The following is a 21003-nucleotide window of genomic DNA, read 5'->3' as shown; positions in this document are numbered from 1 at the left end:
CTCAAGTCTGTGATCTTCACGTGATCTACGCGGCATTAACTTGTGACAAGTGATCGTCAGCCGATACCTTCACGGACCATGGCGGCGCCAAGGCTTGGCCCAAGCTTCACGCGTCGCGGTCATTGCTGTCTCGCGAAAGGCCCCCGCATGCTCTCCGGGAACGGTCGTCACCGTCGCCCCCGCCAGGCTCCGGCACTGCTCGTCGCGGCCGGGGTGACAGGCTCCGCCATCGCCATCCCGCTGTTCGCCGCGAGCGGCGCCAGCGCGGCCGACGGGACCACCTGGGACAAGGTGGCGCAGTGCGAGACCGGCGGCTCCTGGAGTGAGAACAGCGGGAACGGCTTCTACGGCGGACTGAAGCTGACCCAGGACGACTGGGAGAAGTACGGCGGGCTCGACTACGCCCCGAGTGCCGACCTGGCCAGCCGCAACCAGCAGATAGCCGTCGCCGAGAAGCTCCTCGACGCCGAGGGTGTCGGCGCCTTCCACACCTGTGGACTGACCTCCGGGCTGACCAAGGACTCGGGCTCCGCCGATGTCGACACCGGCGTCGCGGACGGCTCGTCGAGTTCATCCGATTCGTCCGACAGCTCGGACTCGACCGGTTTGTCCAATTCATCGGGCAGCTCGGCCGGCGACTCCTCCTCGGGTGCGTCGTCCAGTGCCCAGCCCTCCGCCTCACCCGACGCTTCATCCGATTCCACAAGTAATTCTGCCGAATCGGACACATCCGCCTCGCCCTCCGGGTCCGCCGCGAGCAAGTCTCAGGGAACCGACGACTCGTCCGCAGATCGGGCGAAGGGGGATGACTCGGACAAGTCCGGCCAGGCTGTGGGGTCTTGGAGTCTCGTCGACACCGGCGCCATCGGCGGGGCCGCGGACGCCGTCACGGACACCGCCACCGGCACCGGCAAGCATCGCGGCGCCGCTGCCGACGAGAGCTCGGCCAAGAAGGCCGCGCCCGACTCGTACACGGTCCACGCCGGCGACACCCTCGCCTCCATCGCCGACTCCCTTGGCGTGGACGGCGGATGGCGTGCCCTCTATGCCGAGAACAAGCAGGCGATCGGTACCGACCCGAACCATATCTCCGCCGGTCAGGCCCTGCGACTCCCTGCCGAACAGGGTTAAAAGCGACGGGAGTTCACGTCACACTTCGCGCCGAATGTCCGGTTTGGTGAAAGTGTGGGATGAGTCTCAGAAGCCCTGATCGTCTTTGAAATTCCCCGGATTCCGTGTCTACCGTCGTCACCGCTCGGCAACACGAGCCCCGACAGCCGCAACGCCGAATCCTGCCAGCGGCCGTACGGGAACAGTCGTCGCTTAACAGCGCCGTAGGCAGGAGCGGGGGACCCAAGGTAAGCGCCGGACCCAGCGATTGACGCTGGATACGGCTAGGGGTGTAGCCGCGCCTCGTGAAAGCGAGCGTGCGGCCGGGCAACTCAACCGGCCCGAACCCGACAGCTCACCTCGCAGGCGTCGGTGAGGGGATCAACCATGCTGTTTTCCGGCAAGGGCAAGCACCGTCGTCCGTCCAAGGCCACCCGCGTCGCCGCGCTCGCCGGAGTCACCGGTGTCGCCATAGCCGCGCCGCTGATGGCGGCCGGCAGCGCCTCCGCCGCCACCGCCTCCGAGTGGGACGCGGTCGCCCAGTGCGAGTCGGGTGGCAACTGGTCCATCAACACCGGCAACGGCTACTACGGCGGTCTGCAGTTCTCCGCCTCCACCTGGGCCGCGTACGGCGGCACCGCCTACGCCTCGCAGGCCAACCAGGCCACCAAGGCGCAGCAGATCGCCGTCGCCGAGAAGGTCCTCGCCTCCCAGGGCAAGGGCGCCTGGCCGGTCTGCGGCACGGGCCTGTCCAGCGCCGCCTACAACGGCAGCAGCGCTTCGAGCAGCTCCTCCAGCGGCTCCAGCACCCGCTCCTCCGGCGGGCAGACCGCCTCCCGCTCCTCCGAGCGCACGGCCGTCAAGAAGTCGACCAAGACCGTCACCACCCCGACCGGCAAGAAGGTCAAGAAGGGCGACGGCGAGTACAAGGTCGTCAAGGGCGACACCCTCAGCTCGATCGCCGAGAAGCACCACGTCAAGGGTGGCTGGGCGAAGCTGTTCAAGCTGAACAAGGACATCGTCGAGGACGCCGACCTGATCTACCCGGGTCAGCAGCTGCACCTCAAGTAAGCAGACAGCTGAACCACAGCGCCCTGACAGCCGTGTCCTCCACCATGGAGGACACGTGAGGGCCTCCCCCGTCCCCACGGGCTCCCCGCTCCGGTGCGTGTTCCCCCGTACGCACCGGGGCGGGGCTTTTTTGCCCCCACGCTTTGTTCCGTTCGGAAACAATTTACTCTCGGTTCTGCCCAAGGGGTGGTCGGAGACGTGGCCGATCCGCCGGAGGCGGATAGGCTCGTCTCGCAGAGCCGCTGCGGCCTTGCTAACCGCGTCACATCCCAGAAGGAGATGCTCGTGCCGTCCATCGACGTCGTCGTAGCCCGGGAAATCCTGGACTCCCGAGGCAACCCCACGGTCGAGGTCGAGGTCGGCCTCGACGACGGCAGCACGGGTCGTGCCGCCGTCCCGTCCGGCGCCTCCACGGGCGCCTTCGAGGCCATCGAGCTCCGCGACGGTGACCCCAACCGCTACCAGGGCAAGGGTGTCGAGAAGGCCGTCCTCGCCGTCATCGAGCAGATCGGCCCGGAGCTGGTCGGGTACGACGCCACCGAGCAGCGCCTGATCGACCAGGCGATGTTCGACCTGGACGCCACCGACAACAAGGGCTCCCTCGGCGCCAACGCCATCCTCGGCGTCTCGCTCGCCGTCGCCCACGCCGCCTCCGAGGCCAGCGACCTCCCGCTCTTCCGCTACCTGGGCGGCCCGAACGCGCACCTGCTGCCGGTGCCGATGATGAACATCCTGAACGGCGGCTCGCACGCCGACTCCAACGTGGACATCCAGGAGTTCATGATCGCCCCGATCGGCGCGGAGACCTTCTCCGAGGCCCTGCGCTGGGGCACCGAGGTCTACCACACCCTCAAGAAGGTCCTGAAGAGCAAGGGCCTGTCCACCGGCCTCGGGGACGAGGGCGGCTTCGCCCCGAACCTGGAGTCCAACCGCGCCGCCCTGGACCTGATCCTCGAGGCCATCAAGGAAGCCGGCTACATCCCCGGCGAGCAGGTCGCCCTCGCGCTCGACGTCGCCGCCTCCGAGTTCTACAAGGACGGCACGTACAAGTTCGAGGGCAAGGACCGCTCCGCCGCCGAGATGACGGAGTACTACGAGGAGCTCGTCGCGGCCTACCCGCTCGTCTCCATCGAGGACCCGCTGTTCGAGGACGACTGGGCCGGCTGGAAGGTCCTCACCGACCGTCTCGGCGACAAGGTCCAGATCGTCGGCGACGACCTGTTCGTCACCAACCCCGAGCGCCTCGCCCGCGGCATCGAGGAGGGCACCGCCAACGCCCTCCTGGTCAAGGTGAACCAGATCGGCTCCCTCACCGAGACCCTGGACGCCGTCGAGCTCGCCCAGCGCAGCGGCTTCAAGTGCATGATGTCCCACCGCTCCGGCGAGACCGAGGACGTCACCATCGCCGACCTCGCCGTCGCCACCAACTGCGGCCAGATCAAGACCGGAGCCCCGGCCCGCTCCGAGCGCGTCGCCAAGTACAACCAGCTGCTGCGCATCGAGGAGATCCTCGACGACGCGGCGGTGTACGCGGGCCGCTCCGCTTTCCCGCGTTTCAAGGGCTGATCCCGGCAGGGCTAAGCCTTAGCCAGTCGTACGTACGTCCCCGTACCGGTCCCGTACCGTGTGCGGGGACGTACGCGCGTGTGAACGGGAGGCGGGGAACATGGCCGTGAAGGACCGGGACCGGTTCTCCACCGCGACCAGGATCAAGCTGCTCGGCGAGCAGACCGCGGCCCGGGTCTACCGCTCCCAGACCAAGCGCCAGGCCCGCCGCTCCCGCCTCACCGGCCGTGCGGCCCTGCTCGCGCTGGTGCTCTGCACCCTGGTCGTGGCGCTCGCGTACCCCATAAGGCAGTACGTCTCCCAGCGCGCGGAGATCGCCGATCTGCAGCGCCAGAAGCAGCAGGCGAAACAGCGCGTCGAGCAGCTGCGCGACCTCAAGGCACGCTGGCAGGACGACTCGTACGCCGAGCAGCAGATCCGGCAGCGGCTGCACTATGTGCTGCCGGGCGAGACGGGCTACGTCGTCATCGACCCGGACGCGGCCAAGCAGTCCCGCGCCGACCTCGGGGCCGCCGACCGGCCCTGGTACTCGAACGTCTGGGACGGGGTCGACAAGTCCGACGCCTCCGACCAGTGACCTGACCTGATTAGAGAGACAGTTCTTCGTGGAAACGCCTCCGCCGCCCACCCCGCGCACCGAGCCCACCGACGCCGACGTCGAGGCCTTCAAGCAGCAGCTCGGGCGGCCGCCGCGCGGGCTGCGCGCGATCGCGCACCGGTGCCCGTGCGGGCAGCCGGACGTCGTCGAGACGGCCCCGCGGCTTCCCGACGGCACGCCCTTCCCGACGACGTACTACCTGACGTGCCCGCGCGCCGCCTCGGCGATCGGGACGCTGGAGGCCAACGGCGTCATGAAGGAGATGACGGAGCGGCTGGGGACCGACCCGGAGCTGGCCGCCGCGTACCGGGCCGCGCACGAGGACTACCTCGCGCGCCGGGACGCCATCGAGGTCCTGGAGGGCTTCCCGAGTGCGGGTGGCATGCCGGACCGGGTGAAGTGCCTGCACGTGCTGGTGGGGCACTCCCTGGCCGCGGGGCCGGGGGTGAACCCCCTGGGCGACGAGGCGATCGCGATGCTGCCGGAGTGGTGGCTCAAGGGACCGTGTGTGCAGCCGCTGGCGGCACCCGACCCGGCCGACGAACTCCCCGAAGGGGAGAGCGGGGTCACCGACCCCACCGCGATGCGCAGCGGCTTCTTCGCCTCCAAGCCGATGGTTCCCCGGGGCTTCAGCCGCGTCGCCGCCGTCGACTGCGGTACGAACTCCATTCGACTGCTCGTGGCGGACGTCGACCCGGCCACGGGTGAGCTCCTCGAACTCGACCGGCGGATGACGATCGTGCGGCTCGGCCAGGACGTGGACCGGACCGGCCGGCTGGCCCCGGAGGCGCTGGAGCGCACGTTCGCGGCCTGCCGGGAGTACGCGGAGGTGATCCGCGGGTTCGGCGCCGAGAAGGTGCGGTTCGTGGCGACCTCGGCCTCCCGTGACGCCTCGAACCGCGACGACTTCGTCCGGGGCGTCGTGGACATCCTCGGCGTCGAGCCCGAGGTCATCTCCGGGGAGCAGGAGGCGGAGTTCTCCTTCACCGGGGCGACCAGGGAACTGACGGGCCGCGACGACCTCACCAAGCCCTATCTGGTCGTCGACATCGGTGGCGGCTCGACCGAGTTCGTCGTCGGCGAGGAGCACGTACGGGCCGCCCGTTCCGTCGACGTCGGGTGTGTGCGCATGACCGAGCGGCATCTCGTCCGCGACGGCGCCGTGAGCGACCCGCCCTCCGACGAGCAGATCGCCGCCCTGCGGGCCGACATCGAGCGGGCGCTGGACCTCGCCGAGGAGACGGTTCCGCTGGGCGAGGCGCGGACGTTGGTGGGGCTCGCGGGGTCCGTCACCACCGTGTCGGCCATCGCGCAGGAGCTGCCCGAGTACGACTCCGAGCGCATCCACCACTCCCGGGTGTCGTACGAGCGTGTTCGCGAGATCAGTGAGTGGCTGCTGCGCTCCACGCACGCCGAGCGCGCGGCCGTTGCGTCCTTGCATCCGGGGCGCGTGGACGTCATCGCCGCCGGCGCCCTCGTACTGCTGTCGATCATGGAGCGGATCGGCGCCGAGGAGGTCGTCGTGAGCGAGCACGACATCCTCGACGGCATCGCCTGGTCGGTGGCGTAGCTCTCTTTTGTTACTGATCAGTAGCTCTCTGACGAGCAGGTCGGATAGCGTATGAGCGTCAATGAGGGGCCCCTGTGGGCCCCTCATTGACGTGGCGTCGGAAAAGTTCGTGAAGTTCTTCACAAGGAATTCCGTCCCACGGAACCGTAAAAAGTGTCCGGCTGGCCCTTCCGGGGGCCGAACGGGCCCTTGAACGTGTTCAGAAGTGTGGTATGACGGGTCCGGCGGAGGGTGTCGAGGGAGGGTGTTTCGGGGTGCTCACGGCATCTCCGGAGGGCCAGAGAGGCAGCTCACGCGGCATTGACAACGGGTCGTAGCGACCCGGGTTCCCGGTGATCCACATGACCTGGATCACGTGGGTCGCGGAGGATAACACACCCCCTGTCGGAGCTTGTGAAGGGGCGCACGAGCTACCCCCCTGAGGCGGGTGGATACTCGATGGCATGAGCACCACGGAGCGTCCCAGGATCCTCGTAGTAGGCGGTGGGTACGTAGGCCTGTACGCAGCTCGGCGCATCCTCAAGAAGATGCGCTACGGCGAGGCGACCGTCACGGTCGTCGACCCCCGGTCGTACATGACCTACCAGCCCTTCCTCCCCGAAACCGCCGCCGGCAACATCTCCCCGCGCCACGTCGTCGTCCCGCTGCGACGCGTGCTGCCGAAGGCGGAGGTTCTCACCGGCCGGGTCACCACCATCGACCAGGACCGCAAGGTCGCCACGATCGCCCCGCTGGTGGGCGAGGCGTACGAGCTGCCTTTCGACTACCTGGTGATCGCGCTCGGCGCGGTCTCCCGCACCTTCCCGATCCCCGGCCTCGCCGAGCAGGGCATCGGTATGAAGGGCATCGAGGAGGCCATCGGCCTGCGCAACCACGTGTTGGAGCAGCTCGACAAGGCCGACTCCACCACCGACGAGGAGATCCGCCGCAAGGCGCTCACCTTCGTCTTCGTCGGCGGCGGCTTCGCCGGTGCGGAGACCATCGGTGAGGTCGAGGACCTGGCCCGCGACGCGGCCAAGTACTACACCAACGTCTCGCGCGAGGACATGCGGTTCATCCTCGTCGACGCCGCGGACAAGATCCTGCCGGAGGTCGGCCCCAAGCTCGGCCAGTACGGCAAGGAGCACCTGGAGAGCCGCGGTGTGGAGATCTACCTCTCCACCTCCATGGACTCGTGCGTGGACGGGCATGTCGTTCTCAAGAACGGCCTCGAGGTCGACTCCAACACGATCGTCTGGACCGCCGGCGTGAAGCCGAACCCGGTCCTGTCCCGCTACGGCCTGCCGCTCGGCCCCCGCGGTCACGTCGACTGCGCGCCGACCCTCCAGGTCCAGGGCACCGACTACATCTGGGCCGCCGGCGACAACGCCCAGGTCCCGGACCTCGTCGGCCGCAAGGCCGGCAACGAGAACGCCTGGTGCCCGCCGAACGCCCAGCACGCGCTGCGTCAGGCCCGCGTCCTCGGCGACAACGTGATCTCCGGTCTGCGGGGCTTCCCGCAGAAGGACTACGCGCATGCCAACAAGGGCGCGGTGGCCGGGCTCGGCCTCCACAAGGGCGTCGCGATGATCGTCATGGGCAAGATGAAGATCAAGCTCAAGGGCCGTCTCGCCTGGTACATGCACCGCGGCTACCACGGTCTGGCCATGCCGACCTGGAACCGCAAGGTGCGCGTCTTCGCCGACTGGACCCTCGGCATGTTCCTCAAGCGCGAGGTCGTCTCCCTCGGCGCGATGGAGCACCCGCGCGAGGAGTTCTACGAGGCCGCGAGGCCCGTGCCGGCGGCCGAGCCGAAGAAGACCGAGGCGAAGGCCTCCTGACCGACGCCGGTCGCCGATCCGACCGAAGGACCTCCCGCCATCCGTGGTGCGGGAGGTCCTTTCGGCGTTCCCGGGGGATTGACCTCTGCCGCGCGGTTGTTTACCCGGGTGGACAATTCCGGGATCCTCGTAACGGAGGTGTGCGTCATGGCAGATGCCGCGTTGCGGCTGAAGGGGCTGCTGGAACAGCTGCTGGGGGCCGAGCTCCCGCTGCGGATCCGGGCCTGGGACGGTTCGCAGGCGGGGCCGCCCGGGGCACCGACCCTGTTCGTGCGGAACCGGCGCGCGGTGCGCCGACTGCTGTGGAAACCGGGCGAACTGGGCCTGGCGCGCGCCTGGGTCGCCGGGGACCTCGACATCGAGGGCGACTTCTACGGCGCCCTGGACCTGCTCTCCGGACTCGTCTGGGAGAGCGGCGAGGACAGCCGTACGACCCTCCAGATCCTGCGCGACCCGCAGGCGCGCTCCGCGGTGCTGGGGCTGGTCCGGCTCGCCGGGCTGCCGCTGCCGCCGGCCCCGCCCCGCGAGGAGATCCGCCGGCCCCGCCGCGGCCTGCACTCCCGGCGCAGCGACAAGCGCGCCGTCAGCCATCACTACGACGTCGGCAACGACTTCTACGAGATCGTCCTCGGACCGTCCATGGTGTACTCGTGCGCCTACTGGCCCGCCCCGGACAGCACGCTGGAGACCGCTCAGCGCGACAAGCTCGACCTCGTCTGCCGCAAGCTCGACCTCCGGCCCGGTCAGCGGCTCCTCGACGTCGGCTGCGGCTGGGGCTCGATGGCGATCCACGCCGCCCGCGAGTACGGCGTGCGCGTCGTCGGCATCACCCTCTCCCAGGAGCAGGCGGCCTACGCCCGCAAGCGCGTCGCCGACGAGGGACTCACCGACCGGATCGAGATCCGCGTACAGGACTACCGGGACGTGGCCGACGGTCCGTACGACGCCATCTCCTCCATCGGGATGGCCGAACACGTCGGTGCGGAGAAGTACCTGGAGTACGCCCGGGACCTGTACCGGCTCCTCACCCCCGGCGGACGGCTGCTCAACCACCAGATCGCCCGGCGCCCACTGCTCGACGAATCGGCGTACGACCTCGACGAGTTCATGGACGCCTATGTCTTCCCCGACGGCGAACTCGCCCCCGTCGGCACCACGGTGACCCTGCTGGAGCGGGCCGGCTTCGAGGTGCGGGACGTCGAGTCGATCCGTGAGCACTACGCGCTCACCCTGCGCCGGTGGGTCGGCAACCTGGAGAAGCAGTGGGCGCGTGCCGTCCGGCTGACCGGACCCGGCCGGGCCCGGGTCTGGCGCCTCTACATGGCCGCCTGCGCCCTCGGCTTCGAGCGCAACCACCTGGGCGTCAACCAGGTCCTGGCCGTCCGCACCCCCGAATCCGGCGTCTCCGGGATGCCGTTGCGTGCGCGCACCTGGAACTGAGCGCGGAGAAGGGCCCGTTGACGGGCAACGGGCCCTTCATGGCCGTAGGACCACTCCGAAGAGCTATTCCGACTTGATCGCCGCCAGCATGTTCAGGCGGGCCGCACGGCGGGCCGGCCAGAGGGCGGCCAGGACGCCCACCGTCGCCGCCAGGAGGAGGAAGACCGCCAACCTGGTCCAGGGGAGGACCAGTTCGTACGTCGGCATCTTCGTGCCCAGCAACTCGCCGGCCGCCCAGCCGAAGAAGACGCCCAGACCGATGCCGAGCACACCGCCGAACAGGGAGATGACGAGGGACTCCAGACGGACCATGCGCTTGACGGCCTTGCGGTCGAGGCCGATCGCACGGAGCATGCCGATCTCCTGGGAGCGTTCGAAGACCGACATCGCGAGGGTGTTGATGACACCGAGGACCGCGACGATCACCGCCATGGCGAGCAGGCCGTAGACCATGTTGAGGATCAGGGTGAAGGTCTGCGCGATGCTCTCGGAGAGGTCCTGCTTGTCCTGGACCTTGATGGCCGGGTTGGAACCAAGGGCCTTCTCCAGCCGGTCCTTCGTCGAACTCGACGCCCCGTCCGCCGTCTTGACCAGGACCTGCATGTCGGCCGGGTCGGTCTGGTGGGGGGTGAGGGTCGTGTCGTCGAGCAGGATGCCCCGGATCAGCTCGTTGCCCTCGTAGACGCCGGAGACCGTCAGCTGCTGGGACCTGCCGTCCTCGTAGTGCGCGGTGAAGGTCGAACCGGCCTGCCAGTCATGGGACTTGGCGGTGTCCTGGTCCACCACGACCTGCCGGCCGCCCACCTCGAAGGTGCCGCCCGCCACCTTCAGGTCGGTGAGCTTGCCGATCGCCGCGCCGTTCACGCCGGTCAGGTACTCGGTGGTGCCGTCGATGCGGGAAGCGGCGTTGCGCAGGGGGCTGGTGGCGGTGACGCCTTGCGTCGAGCTCAGCTTCTTGTCGACGTTCGGCGAGAGCTCGTTGCCGTTCGCCATCGAGACCACGTAGTCGGCCCTGATCGCCGAACTCGCCATCTTGTCGATGGACTTCTGCAGGCTGCCCGCCATCACCGTCATGCCGGTGATGAGGGTGAGGCCGATCATCAGCGCGGAGGCGGTGGCGGCCGTACGGCGCGGGTTGCGGACCGAGTTCTGGCGGGCCAGCTTGCCCGAGATGCCGAAGATCCGCAGCACCGGCGCCGCCGCCGCGATCAGCGGGCGGGAGAGGAGCGGGGTGAGGATGAAGACGCCGATGATGAGCAGGACCGCGCCGATGCCCATGGGGGCCTGGCCGTCCGAGCCGCTCATCGTCGTGGCCGCGAGGACCACCGCGATGCCGGCGGCGCTGAACAGGGCGCCCAGCGTGTTGCGCAGCACCAGCGACTTGGTCGTCGCCTTCGCGTGGACGCTGCTCATCGCCGCCACCGGCGGGATCTTCGCCGCGCGGCGGCCGGGCAGCCAGGCCGCCAGCATGGTGATGACGATGCCGACCGCGAGGGCGCTCGCGACCGTGCCGGGCGACACGACCAGGGGGCCGTCCGGGACCGTGGCGCCGAGGGTGTTCATCAGGGAGCGCAGGCCCGCGCCGATGCCGATGCCCGCGACCAGGCCGGTGACGCCGGCGACCGTGCCGACCACGAACGCCTCGATCAGCACGGACCGGGTGACCTGGCGGCGGGAGGCACCGACCGCGCGCAGGAGCGCCAACTCCTTGGTGCGCTGGGCGACCAGCATGGTGAAGGTGTTGGCGATGATGAAGGTACCGACGAAGAGCGCGATGCCGGCGAAGACCAGCAGTCCCTGCTTGAGGCCGGACATCGACGAGGAGATCATCTGCGCCTGGTCGTCGGCGAGTTGCCTGCCGGTCGTCGTCTCGACGAGCTTCGTGCCCAGGGCCTGGTCCAGGCCGGCCTTGAGCGCCGTCTGGGAGGTGCCGGAGGCCGCCTTGACGTCGATCTCGTCGTACGTGCCCGGCTTGCCGAACAGCTGCTGGGCGGTGGCCGTGTCGAAGAGGGCCAGGCTGCCGCCGGCCGCGACATTGCCGTCGTCGGTGGTGAAGACGCCGGTGATGGTGGGCTTCAGGACCGGGCCGTCGACGGAGATGCGGACCGTGTCACCGACCTTGTAGCCGGCCCTCCTGGCGGTCTGCGAGTCGATCGCCACCTGGTTCTTCCCGTGCGGCGCGCTGCCCGAACTCAGCGGGTAGCGCGGGTCCTTGGCGCCCCAGTAGTTGCCGCCCTCGGAACGGAACCCGCCGCCGATGAGCTTGCCGTCCTTGTCGGCGATGGCGGTGAAGCCGTTCACGACACCGATGGCGTCGGCCGCTCCCGGCACCTTGGCGCTCGTGTCGAGCACGGACTGGGTCAGGTCGGGCGTCTTGCCGACCTTGTCGTCCTTGCTGTCCTGGTACGTGGCCCGTACGGCCACGTCGACCTGGTCGAAGCCCTTGGCCGAACTCTTCTGGAAGGCGTCGGAGATGGTGTTGGTGAAGACCAGGGTTCCGGAGACGAATGCCACGCCGAGCATGACGGCGAGCACGGTCATCAGCAGCCTGGCCTTGTGCGCGAGTACGTTGCGCAGGGCGGTGCGGAACATCAGACGGTGCGGCCCTTCGCGTCGAACTGCTTCATGAAATCGAGGACGTTCTCGGCCGTCGGGCGGTACATCTCGTCGACGATCCGGCCGTCCGCGAGGAAGACCACGCGGTCCGCGTACGCCGCCGCCACCGGGTCGTGGGTCACCATGACCACCGTCTGCCCCAACTCCCTCACGGAGTTGCGGAGAAAGCCCAGTACCTCGGCGCCGGAGCGGGAGTCGAGGTTTCCGGTCGGCTCGTCGCCGAAGATGATGTCGGGGCGGGAGGCGAGGGCGCGGGCGACCGCGACGCGCTGCTGCTGGCCGCCGGAGAGCTGGGCGGGGCGGTGGCCGAGGCGGTCCCGCAGGCCCACCATGTCGATCACGTTGTTCAGCCACTGCTTGTCGGCCTTGCGGCCCGCGATGTCCATCGGGAGCGTGATGTTCTCCAGGGCCGTCAGGGTCGGCAGCAGGTTGAACGCCTGGAAGATGAAGCCGATCTTGTCCCGGCGCAACTTGGTGAGCTGCTTGTCCTTCAGCGAGCCCAGCTCGGTGTCACCGATGCGCACCGAGCCGGAGGAGAAGGTGTCGAGGCCGGCCACGCAGTGCATCAGCGTGGACTTGCCCGACCCGGACGGGCCCATGATCGCGGTGAACTCGGCCTGCCGGAAGTCGACGGAGACCCGGTCCAGGGCGACCACCTGGGTCTCGCCCTGTCCGTAGATCTTCGAGAGATCCGTGGCACGTGCGGCCACGGTCGCGGTGGACCGGTCGGCGACGGGTGTGGTGGTCACGGGAACGAGCTCCTCGAGGGACGACGGCGTGAAGGGGTCGTGTTCCATCGTGGTCGCCGTCGCAGCCCGTGTAGTCAGCCGCAGTCCCGGTTCCGAGGGGCGACTCGGGTCGGACCCGGCGGCGGAGCGTCATACCTGGGGATGACGGGGAGCCCTGAGAGCGGGGACGCGGCAAGCGCTTGTGCCGACGGCCGTCGAGAACCGGTGGAGCACCCTCGTTCGGGCGGTGAAATTCCGTCATTCCGCATACGTGGCTGAGTGTCGGGCGCAAGGCTATTGGCAAGTGCGGATGGCCCGTTCCATGTGCTGATGCACCCTCAGACGTCAATAAAATAAGACAACATCGGTCGGGGGTACGACTGTTCGGGGGAAGCATCCCGATAGGCTCGGAACCTCGACGCGGAGCCGATGGCCTGCCCGGATGGTGGAATGCAGACACGGCGAGCTTAAACCTCGCTGCCCCTTCGCGGGCGTGCCGGTTCAAGTCCGGCTCCGGGCACTACCGCGCCCACGGGACGGAGCGTTCCGTGGCGGGTCGTCACGCTGTGTAGATCCGGGCCCTCCGTCGGCCCGCGGGGGACTCAGCCCTCGTAGACCGTCAGCACCGCGCCGTCGACCTCGATCCGGCGCCCCGCTCTCATCCCGTTGCCGCGCAGTGTCTCCAGGCAGCTGTGGAACAGCTCCAGCTCGTCGGCGTCCAGGATCGCGGCGGCCAGGTCCACGAGTTCGGCCACCGCCTTCTCGGTGAGCACCTCGGGCAGCTCACCGGAGAGCAGGACGACCGACTCACCGGCGGGCCCGCGGACCACAGCCGTGGCCGGACCACCGTGCACGAACAACACATTGCCCACGTTCCCCCCAGGAGCCCGGGGTCGTGCGGCTCTCGCTCCTCGGGCAGGACGAGAGACTAGCGGGGGATCTCGGTGGTTTCGGGCGAGTTGCATTCTTTTTCCGAGTTGACGGAAGACGGCGCTTCCCTGGGCGTTCGGCGGCCCAAGTCGGCTCCGGTGACGGTCACTTCTCCGTCGTGCGTCGGTTACTTGTCCGTCGTGCGGGGCGTCGAGCGGTCCAGCAGGGACTCCACCAGGGCGGCGACATGGCGGCGATCGTCGGACGAGAGCTTCTGGACGCTCGCGATGAGCAGGTCGACCTCGGGGTCGGGGGCGGCGGCGTCCGGGCCGGCGGCGTCGGGACTGCCGTAGACATGGATGCCGCAGGCCTCGGCGGCGGCGCGGCGGACGGTGTCCAACGGGAGCTCCAGGCCCTTGGACAGTCCCTCCAGGGTGGCCGACTGGGGCATCCGGACGACGCGTTCGGTGGTGGCCAGGTGGTGGACCGTGGAACGCGGGATGCCGCCGCGGCGCGCCACGTCGCCGTAGGACCAGCCCTTGCGGTCGAGGCGCTCACGGATCAACTGCTGCAGTGCGTTGGCCACGGGTGGGTCACTTCCTGCTGGCTGCGGCGGCATGTCTGTCCTTGTCGGGGCCGATTCTACGGGCGCCGTCCCGGGCCGCCGAAAGGGTGATTTCCCGAAGGGGTTGCGCGGTCGCCCCCGGAGGCCCTAGTGTCCAATCTCGTTGGACAGCTCGTCCGACCAGATTGGACAGAGTCCGGGGGGAACTGGACCTTGTCTGATCGGAACTGCCCATCCCTGAGGGGGAACTGATCATGATGGACGCCCACGAGCTTGAGGCCGAGTCCGCGGAGCTGCTGCCGGGTCGCGAGGCCCTGGGTCGGCTGAAGTTCAGCTTCGGCAAGACGGTGAACGTCACCAAGCACGTCGCCAACATCTCGGCGCACAACGAGTCCGCGGCCGTCAACGACCACTCCTCGTGGTCCGTGGCCGACTCCGGTGCCGGCCAGAACATCACCGTCCAGCAGTAACGCTCGCGGTCCGCCTCGAAGCACACCCCAAACAGACTGAAACATTCGGAAGGGACATCCGTCATGAGCATGGACATGCATGAGCTGGACACCGAGTCCGCGGAGCTGCTGCCGGGCCGTGAGGCCCTGGGTCGGCTGAAGTTCAGCTTCGGCAAGACGGTGAACGTCACCAAGCACGTCGCCAACATCTCGGCGCACAACGAGTCCGCGGCCGTCAACGACCACTCCTCGTGGTCGGACGCCGAGTCGCAGGCCACGCAGAACATCACCGTCCAGCAGTAGCGGCAGCGCTGCGAGGACGGCCACGGGGGCGGACCGCGTACATCTGAGGGCCGGTCCGCCCCCGCGGCCACTTCGGCCACTTTCGGTTCCGGGGGGAACCCGCCGCGCTTCCGGGGGGAACAGCGGCGCGGACATGGGGAAGTGGCGAGGACTCTGGGGGGAGACACGCATGACAGTGCTCGGCAACGGTCCGGCGGCGCTGTACGACACCGGGCCCGTGCCCGGACCCGGCGGCTGGCCGGTGACCTACGAGCAGGTCGCGACCGGCAATCTGCCGGTCGTCGAACAGCCGCCGCAGCCGGCGCCGCGGCTGAGCGCGGGACTGCGGCTGCACGGCGAGTACCAGGGGTCGGGTTTCACCGAGCCCAAGTACATCGCCCGTCGGGGGGACGGGCAGGTCGTGCAGTTGTCCCGGCTGCTGTACCTGGTGGCATCGAGCATCGACGGTCTGCGCGACGTCGAGACGATCGCCCACCGGGTCAGCGCGCGGTTCGGCCGCGAGGTCAGCGGCGAGAACATCCGCTACCTGGTGGAGAAGAAGCTCGAACCGCTCGGGGTGACGGTGCCCGAGGGGCAGGAGGGCGACGAGGTCGACGCACCGCGTTCCGATCTGCTGCTCGCCCTCAAGGGCCACCGGGTGATCTTCAACGAGAAGCGGACGGCACGGATCGCGCGGGCACTCGCCTGGCTGCACCGGCCGGTCATGGTCGTCGCCGTTCTGGTGTCGGCCGTGGCCATGGACGTCTGGCTGTTCGGTTTCTTCGGGGCGATCGAGCCGGTCCTGCAGGTGCTCGACCAGCCGGTCCTCATCCTGATCGTCTTCGTCCTCACCGTGGCCTCCCTCGTCTTCCACGAGTTCGGCCACGCGTCGGCGTGCACGTACGGCGGTGCCCGGCCGGGCTGCATCGGCTGTGGCCTGTTCCTGATCTGGCCGTCGATGTACACCGACGTCACCGACGTCTACCGGATCGGCCGTGCCGGGCGCATCCGCACCGACCTGGGCGGGGTGTACTTCAACGTCGTCTTCATGCTGGGGATGGCGGGGGCGTACTTCGCGACCGGGCAGGGGTTCTTCCTCGCGGCGGTCTATCTCGGCCACTTCGAGATCCTGGAACAGCTGATGCCGGCCGTCAGGCTGGACGGCTACTACATCCTCGGGGACCTCGCGGGGGTGCCGGACCTCTACGGCAAGATCAAGCCGATCCTGCTGAGCCTGTGGCCCGGTGCGAAGGGGCGGGGGGCCCGCCGGGAGGTCGCGGGGCTGAAGAAGTCGGCGCGCACGATCGTCGCCACCTGGGTGCTGACGATGGTGCCGCTGATCGTCGGTGAGCTGGGGTACGCGCTGTGGAACCTGCCACGGATTCTGGCCACGATGACGAGGTCGCTGACCGAGCAGGTCATCGGCACCGGCGCGGCGTTCGCGGACGGGCAGATCGTCGCGGGGCTCGTCGGGGTGATCGGCACGGTCATGCTGCTGTGCCCGATGGCGGGCGTCATCTACCTCTCCGTGAAGCTGGGCGGTCGCCTCTTCCGAGCCGCGAAACGCTCGACGTCCGGCCGCCCTCGTCTCCGTGTCGCGCTCTGCGCCCTGGCCCTCGTCGGTCTGACCGGCCTGAGCTACGCCTGGGTCTCCGGCATGACGCCGAAACCCCTGCCCAAACAGCCGCCCATCGCCCCGATCCTGCAACCGGGCGTCTCCACCGAGCCCCCGGGCCCGCAGGACGCGTCGACGCCGGGCGGGACCGGTGCGCACGGCGGCGCGGGCGGGGACTCCGCCTCACTGTCCCCGTCGGCATCGGCGGCCGGCACCGGCCCGAGCGGCGGCCCTTCGGCCGGCCCGTCGGCGAGTACGACGACCTCGGCCTCGCCGTCCGCCTCGGCCCCGGCATCGGCCCCGCCGACCAAGGGCGCGCCGGGCTCACCGACGACCACCAGCCAGGGGCCGTCGGACGGACCGCCCGCGTCCGCACCCGGCACGGGAGGGGGCGCGACCGACCCACCCACCTCCCCGACCCCGACGGAAAGCACCCCGGCCTCCCCGACCGACACCACCTCGGCACCACCGCAGAGCGGGTCACCGGCGGCGTCCTGAGGCCGCCGGGGCGGGCCCGGGGCCTCCCCGGCGGACAGCGCCTCGGCACCACCGCAGAGCGGGTCGCTGGGTGCGTCCCGGGGCCGGGGCCGGGGCTCGGGCGAGGCACTCTCGCCGGCCGACAGGGGGGGCGACTCACCACGCGGCCGAGCCGACCGCACCTCTCGCCGGCCGACAGCGGGGTGGACGTCCCCGCGGGGCCAAGAGGGAAGCGGTCCGAGGCGGGAGGGGGAGGCGGGTTCCGCACCGGCTGCGCGGGCCTCTGCTCCCCGGCGAGGTGCACGGAGGCCGCGCCTCTCGCCGGGGCTCCCGCTGCCCCACGACTCGCCCCCGCCACCCATCCCATCCACCAAGGAGCTCCCTTGAGCAGTCATCGAAAATCTCGTCCGGCCAGTAATCCGTTGGCGCGTCGCGCCCTCGGCATAGGCCTCTTCGCCGCCGGGGTCGCCGGGGCCGCCACCGCTGTGCCGGCGCAGGCCGCCACCGGGGTGTCGCACGCCGCCTTCGCTTCGGACCATGTGTTCAGTCACGCCGATCGGGTGCACCACACGCAGGCCCGGGACTCGTTCACGGTGCGGCAGTTCGGCACCGTCAACGCGGCCAGCGCGCGGAACCAGGCCAATGCCGTCTCCGCCGGGTGCTCGGCGGACGACGCCTGTCGGTCCGTGGCGCTGTCGTTCCAGATCGTCACCGTCGCCGGTGAGCACGCGCATCTGAGGGCCGTGAACCTCAGTGACGCCGCCAACAAGGAGTGCACGGGCTGTCAGACCCTGGCCGGTGCCTACCAGTTCGTGGTCTCGACGCCCAAGCCGCTCAACCTGAGCGCGGACGCCCAGAACAAGCTCGCCGACATCCACCGCCGGCTGGACGCGCTGACCCGGTCCTCGGTGCCGGCGGCCGACCTGAAGACGCAGGCCGACGGTCTCGCCTCCGAGGTCAACGCCATCCTGAAGGACGCCGTGGCGAGCGCGCCGAAGGGCGACGTGCAGCCCGACGTCACCCTCCACCGCCAGCTGGACGGCTGGCCGCCGGCCCCCTGATCCCGCACGGACACCGACCGCCGCACCAGCCCCCAGCGGTGCGGCGGTCGGCCATGGACATCCCCGCATCACCGTTGACATCGCCTGGAGGCGGGCGCAGACTCAGCCATCGGAAGATGGTGAAATTAACTTCACCATGCGAACAACGTGACCGAAGGATCCGGGATGCGCACCACCGTCGGCATCATCGGAGCCGGCCCCGCCGGCCTCCTCCTCGCCCGTCTGCTCCACCACGCCGGCATCGACTCGGTCGTCCTCGAGAGCCGCGACCGCTCCTACGTCGAACACCGCCAGCGCGCCGGAATCCTGGAGCAGGGCACGGTGGACGTCCTGCGCGCGGCCGGCGCCGCGGAGCGCATGGACCGCGAGGGGCTCCGGCACGACGGCATCGAGCTGCGGTACGAGAAGAAGCGCCACCGCGTCGACTTCCCGGGCCTGACCGGCGGTCGGTCGGTGATGGTGTACGCCCAGACCGAGGTGTGCAAGGACCTCATTGCCCTCCAACTCAAGGAAGGCGGGCCGTTGTTGTTCGAGGCGGAGGCGCTGGAGGTGCGGGGGGCGGACACCGGCAGCCCGTCGGTCCGGTTCCGGTACGAGGGGCGGGAGGAGGTGCTGGAGTGCGCGTACGTCGTCGGGTGCGACGGGTTCTGGGGCGTGGCCAGGAAGGCGATCCCCGCCGAGCTCACCCGTGTCTTCGAGCGGACGTACCCCTTCGGCTGGCTCGGCATCCTCGCCGACGTACCGCCCTCCCACGACGAACTCGTCTACGCCCGCCACGACCGCGGCTTCGCCCTGCTCTCGATGCGCTCCCCGTCCGTCTCCCGCCTCTACCTCCAGGTCCCGGAGGGGACGGATGCCGAGGCCTGGGGCGACGACGAGATCTGGGACGAGCTGGAGCGCCGCTTCGAGACCGACGACGACTGGAAGCTGGAGCGCGGGCCGATCACCCAGAAGTCCGTCACGCCCATGCGCTCGTACGTCCACGAGCCCATGCGCCACGGCCGGCTCTTCCTGGCCGGCGACGCGGCGCACATCGTGCCGCCGACCGGCGCGAAAGGGCTGAACCTGGCCGTGGGGGACGTGGTCACCTTCGCGCGTGCGCTGGCGCACGAGAAGGAGACGGGGTCGGCCGAGCTGCTCGACGCCTACTCCGAGACCTGTCTGCGGCGCGTCTGGCAGGCCGAGCGGTTCTCGTACGACATGACGACCATGCTGCACCCGGCCCCGGATGCCACCCCCTTCGACAACCGGCTCCAGCTCGCCCGCCTCGACCGGATCGCCGGCTCCCGCGCGGCCGAAACCGACCTCGCCGAGGGGTACACGGGATTCTCGCTGGAGTGAGCCCCTCCGGTGAGGGGAATCACGCACCCGCGTAGCCTGTTGCGCACCGGTGAGGGAAAGATCCTCCTCAAGCACTAGGGTCGATCCTTTGCCTACCCATTACTCTTGAGCCCAAGGCCGCGACGTGTGGCCATGGAGGAGTGAAATGAGGAGCAGAAACCCGGTCTTCTCGCGTCGGGGGTTCAGCCGCGACAACGGCTACGCGGGCTTCAACACCGCGCCGCAGGCCGGGGGCCCCGCTGTCGGCACGCAGACCAACCCCTACGCGGGGGGCAACCCCTACGCGCAGAACCCGTACGCGCAGCAGGACCTGCAGTACGGCGCGCCGCCCCAGGCCCCGGCCACCACCGGCCGGATGACCATGGACGACGTCGTCCTGCGCACCGCGTCCACCCTCGGCACCCTGATCGTGACGGCCGCGCTCGCCTGGGCGCTGCTGCCGGTCGACGACGCCAACATCGGCCGGTCCTACGGCATCGGCATCGGCGCCGCGCTGATCGGCATGGTCCTGGCGTTCGTGCAGTCCTTCAAGCGCAAGGCCTCGCCTGCGCTGATCCTGTCGTACGCGGCGTTCGAGGGCGTCTTCCTCGGCGTGGTCTCCAGCGTCGTCGACAACCGCATCGCGAGCGGCGCGGCCATGCAGGCCGTGATCGGCACGATGGCGGTGTTCGCCGGTGTGCTGGTGGCGTACCGCGCGGGCTGGATCCGCGTCAACCGCCGCTTCTACGGCTTCGTGATGGCGGCCGCGATCGGCTTCGTCCTGCTGATGATGGTGAACATGCTGTTCGCGGTCTTCGGCGGCGGTGACGGCCTCGGCTTCCGCAGCGGCCCGCTCGGCGTCTTCTTCGGCGTCGTCGGCATCCTGCTCGGCGCGTGCTTCCTCGCCCTGGACTTCAAGCAGGTCGAGGACGGCATCGCGTACGGCGCGCCGAAGGAGGAGGCGTGGCTGGCCGCCTTCGGCCTCACGCTGACGCTGGTGTGGATCTACATGGAGTTCCTGCGGATCATCGCGATCCTCAACAGCAGCGACTAGCCGTACGGCAGCGGTAGAGCCGACAGCAGAAGGGCCCTGGGGCAGTCCCGGGGCCCTTCGTCGTTGTCCCAGTGCGCGCCGCCCTAGAGCAGTTTGCGCGCGGCCCTCCTCAGGTCGTACTCGTGGATGATCGCCTTCGCGTGGCCGTACGCGAGGTTGTGCTCGTGGCGGAGCCAGCTGACCTTTTCCTCGAAGCGGAAGAGGGCGGGGCCTTCGTCGACGGTGCGCAGCCAGTCGGACACTTCACGACCGGTGCAGTGGGGGATGCGGGCGAGCATGTTGCGGTGGGTCTCCTCGGAGAGGACGTGGGACATCGGCGCCTCCGGACGCAAAGGGGATGTAAGCCGGTCCTTCAGGTCACGGTGCCTGAGCGTTCGCCTGTTGGCAACAGTCCTGCGGCGGCGCGTACGCTCATTCCGTGGTTGATACGACGCCCTTGACGCGAGCCGTGGATCACTTCGCCGACCGATTGAGGGCGGCGCCGCAGAGCCGTTTGCAACGGGGCGCCGCCGCTGAGGCTCTGCAGTTGGCCAGAGAGTTGGCTCGTCGGGCTCAGGTTCTGGAGGAGTCCGGTGCGGAGCCTCGGGTGATGCCGGATGCGGGGATGTTCGCGGCGGCCGACCAAATCACCGTTGCCGTGCATGACTTGGCCCTCGTGCTGGATGAGGAGGGCCAGGTGGTTGAGGCTGTGCGGTTGGTCGAGGAAGCGCAGTCGCGGGCGGGTGTCTGAGAACTGGTGGCGACTGCGGGACCGCTGTGGCCGGTCGCGCGGTTCCCCGCGCCCCTTGGAG

General features: G+C 69.5%; 19 protein-coding genes, 1 tRNA gene, 1 pseudogene and 1 riboswitch. Of the genes and pseudogenes, 16 read left to right on the top strand and 5 right to left on the bottom strand.

Annotated features, from left to right (window positions below; translation table 11 throughout):
• The first annotated feature begins 147 nt into the window (after window positions 1-147).
• From ACWC09_RS05915 to ACWC09_RS05880, 8 genes and pseudogenes are all read left to right on the top strand, one after another.
• Window positions 148-1131, top strand: a complete 984-nt coding sequence (locus ACWC09_RS05915; RefSeq protein WP_450848894.1) for a transglycosylase family protein — start codon at window positions 148-150, stop codon at window positions 1129-1131.
• 189 nt (window positions 1132-1320) lie between these two features.
• Window positions 1321-1494: riboswitch (cyclic di-AMP (ydaO/yuaA leader) on the top strand.
• Between the two features lie 3 nt (window positions 1495-1497).
• Complete coding sequence (locus ACWC09_RS05910) at window positions 1498-2181, top strand: transglycosylase family protein (RefSeq protein WP_450848892.1); 684 nt, start codon at window positions 1498-1500, stop codon at window positions 2179-2181.
• Between the two features lie 279 nt (window positions 2182-2460).
• Complete coding sequence (eno, locus tag ACWC09_RS05905; protein ID WP_450848890.1) at window positions 2461-3747, top strand: phosphopyruvate hydratase; 1287 nt, start codon at window positions 2461-2463, stop codon at window positions 3745-3747.
• A gap of 100 nt (window positions 3748-3847) precedes the next feature.
• Entirely contained in the window at window positions 3848-4324 is a 477-nt protein-coding gene (locus ACWC09_RS05900; RefSeq protein ID WP_450848888.1) for an FtsB family cell division protein, read from the top strand.
• A gap of 28 nt (window positions 4325-4352) precedes the next feature.
• A pseudogene (locus tag ACWC09_RS05895) lies at window positions 4353-4754 on the top strand (DUF501 domain-containing protein); the annotation flags it as partial.
• Window positions 4755-4958: 204 nt separating this feature from the next.
• Window positions 4959-5915, top strand: a complete 957-nt coding sequence (locus ACWC09_RS05890) for a Ppx/GppA phosphatase family protein (protein WP_450849129.1) — start codon at window positions 4959-4961, stop codon at window positions 5913-5915.
• A gap of 443 nt (window positions 5916-6358) precedes the next feature.
• Window positions 6359-7735, top strand: coding sequence for an NAD(P)/FAD-dependent oxidoreductase (locus tag ACWC09_RS05885; protein ID WP_450848886.1), 1377 nt, complete (start codon window positions 6359-6361; stop codon window positions 7733-7735).
• A gap of 147 nt (window positions 7736-7882) precedes the next feature.
• On the top strand, window positions 7883-9175 hold the full coding sequence (locus tag ACWC09_RS05880) for a class I SAM-dependent methyltransferase (RefSeq protein ID WP_450848884.1): 1293 nt from the start codon (window positions 7883-7885) through the stop codon (window positions 9173-9175).
• 63 nt (window positions 9176-9238) lie between these two features.
• On the opposite strand, the gene ACWC09_RS05875 is transcribed toward ACWC09_RS05880, so the two are convergent.
• Window positions 9239-11767, bottom strand: coding sequence for an ABC transporter permease (locus tag ACWC09_RS05875; RefSeq protein ID WP_450848883.1), 2529 nt, complete (start codon window positions 11765-11767; stop codon window positions 9239-9241).
• Window positions 11767-12540 carry an ABC transporter ATP-binding protein gene (locus ACWC09_RS05870; protein WP_450848881.1) on the bottom strand — a complete coding sequence of 258 codons (774 nt, stop codon included), beginning with the start codon at window positions 12538-12540 and terminating at the stop codon, window positions 11767-11769. The genes ACWC09_RS05875 and ACWC09_RS05870 overlap by 1 nt, the downstream gene beginning before the upstream one ends.
• Before the next feature lie 415 nt (window positions 12541-12955).
• Between ACWC09_RS05870 and ACWC09_RS05865 the strand changes: the two genes are divergently transcribed.
• Window positions 12956-13039 (top strand) — tRNA-Leu (locus tag ACWC09_RS05865).
• 82 nt (window positions 13040-13121) lie between these two features.
• On the opposite strand, the gene ACWC09_RS05860 is transcribed toward ACWC09_RS05865, so the two are convergent.
• Together ACWC09_RS05860 and ACWC09_RS05855 are read right to left on the bottom strand one after the other, a co-directional pair.
• The gene (locus ACWC09_RS05860) at window positions 13122-13391 is read right to left on the bottom strand and encodes a hypothetical protein (protein WP_450848879.1); all 270 of its coding nucleotides are present in this window, start codon (window positions 13389-13391) and stop codon (window positions 13122-13124) included.
• A gap of 185 nt (window positions 13392-13576) precedes the next feature.
• On the bottom strand, window positions 13577-13975 hold the full coding sequence (locus ACWC09_RS05855) for a helix-turn-helix domain-containing protein (RefSeq protein ID WP_450848877.1): 399 nt from the start codon (window positions 13973-13975) through the stop codon (window positions 13577-13579).
• A 233-nt stretch (window positions 13976-14208) separates the two neighbouring features.
• Here ACWC09_RS05855 and ACWC09_RS05850 point away from each other — a divergent pair, with 233 nt between their 5' ends.
• The 6 genes from ACWC09_RS05850 to ACWC09_RS05825 all read left to right on the top strand — a co-directional run bounded on the left by ACWC09_RS05850 (window position 14209) and on the right by ACWC09_RS05825 (window position 20212).
• Window positions 14209-14424, top strand: a complete 216-nt coding sequence (locus ACWC09_RS05850) for a hypothetical protein (protein WP_356343067.1) — start codon at window positions 14209-14211, stop codon at window positions 14422-14424.
• Between the two features lie 63 nt (window positions 14425-14487).
• Complete coding sequence (locus tag ACWC09_RS05845) at window positions 14488-14706, top strand: hypothetical protein (RefSeq protein ID WP_450848875.1); 219 nt, start codon at window positions 14488-14490, stop codon at window positions 14704-14706.
• Between the two features lie 169 nt (window positions 14707-14875).
• Entirely contained in the window at window positions 14876-16798 is a 1923-nt protein-coding gene (locus tag ACWC09_RS05840) for a hypothetical protein (RefSeq protein ID WP_450848873.1), read from the top strand.
• A gap of 362 nt (window positions 16799-17160) precedes the next feature.
• On the top strand, window positions 17161-17838 hold the full coding sequence (locus tag ACWC09_RS05835) for a hypothetical protein (RefSeq protein WP_450848871.1): 678 nt from the start codon (window positions 17161-17163) through the stop codon (window positions 17836-17838).
• 165 nt (window positions 17839-18003) lie between these two features.
• A complete protein-coding gene (locus ACWC09_RS05830) occupies window positions 18004-19179 on the top strand; it encodes a 4-hydroxybenzoate 3-monooxygenase (RefSeq protein ID WP_450848869.1) in 1176 nt (391 codons plus the stop codon).
• A 145-nt stretch (window positions 19180-19324) separates the two neighbouring features.
• Window positions 19325-20212, top strand: coding sequence for a Bax inhibitor-1/YccA family protein (locus ACWC09_RS05825; RefSeq protein ID WP_450848867.1), 888 nt, complete (start codon window positions 19325-19327; stop codon window positions 20210-20212).
• 83 nt (window positions 20213-20295) lie between these two features.
• Here the strand turns inward: ACWC09_RS05825 and ACWC09_RS05820 are convergent, their stop codons facing one another.
• Window positions 20296-20526, bottom strand: a complete 231-nt coding sequence (locus tag ACWC09_RS05820; RefSeq protein ID WP_150951115.1) for a DUF4287 domain-containing protein — start codon at window positions 20524-20526, stop codon at window positions 20296-20298.
• Between the two features lie 104 nt (window positions 20527-20630).
• Between ACWC09_RS05820 and ACWC09_RS05815 the strand changes: the two genes are divergently transcribed.
• Window positions 20631-20942, top strand: a complete 312-nt coding sequence (locus ACWC09_RS05815; RefSeq protein ID WP_450848865.1) for a hypothetical protein — start codon at window positions 20631-20633, stop codon at window positions 20940-20942.
• Window positions 20943-21003: the final 61 nt, after the last annotated feature.

Source organism: Streptomyces sp. NPDC001617, from assembly GCF_053596855.1.
The sequence above is the reverse complement of the archived record's forward strand: the minus strand, read 5'-3'. Positions and strand labels throughout refer to the sequence as shown.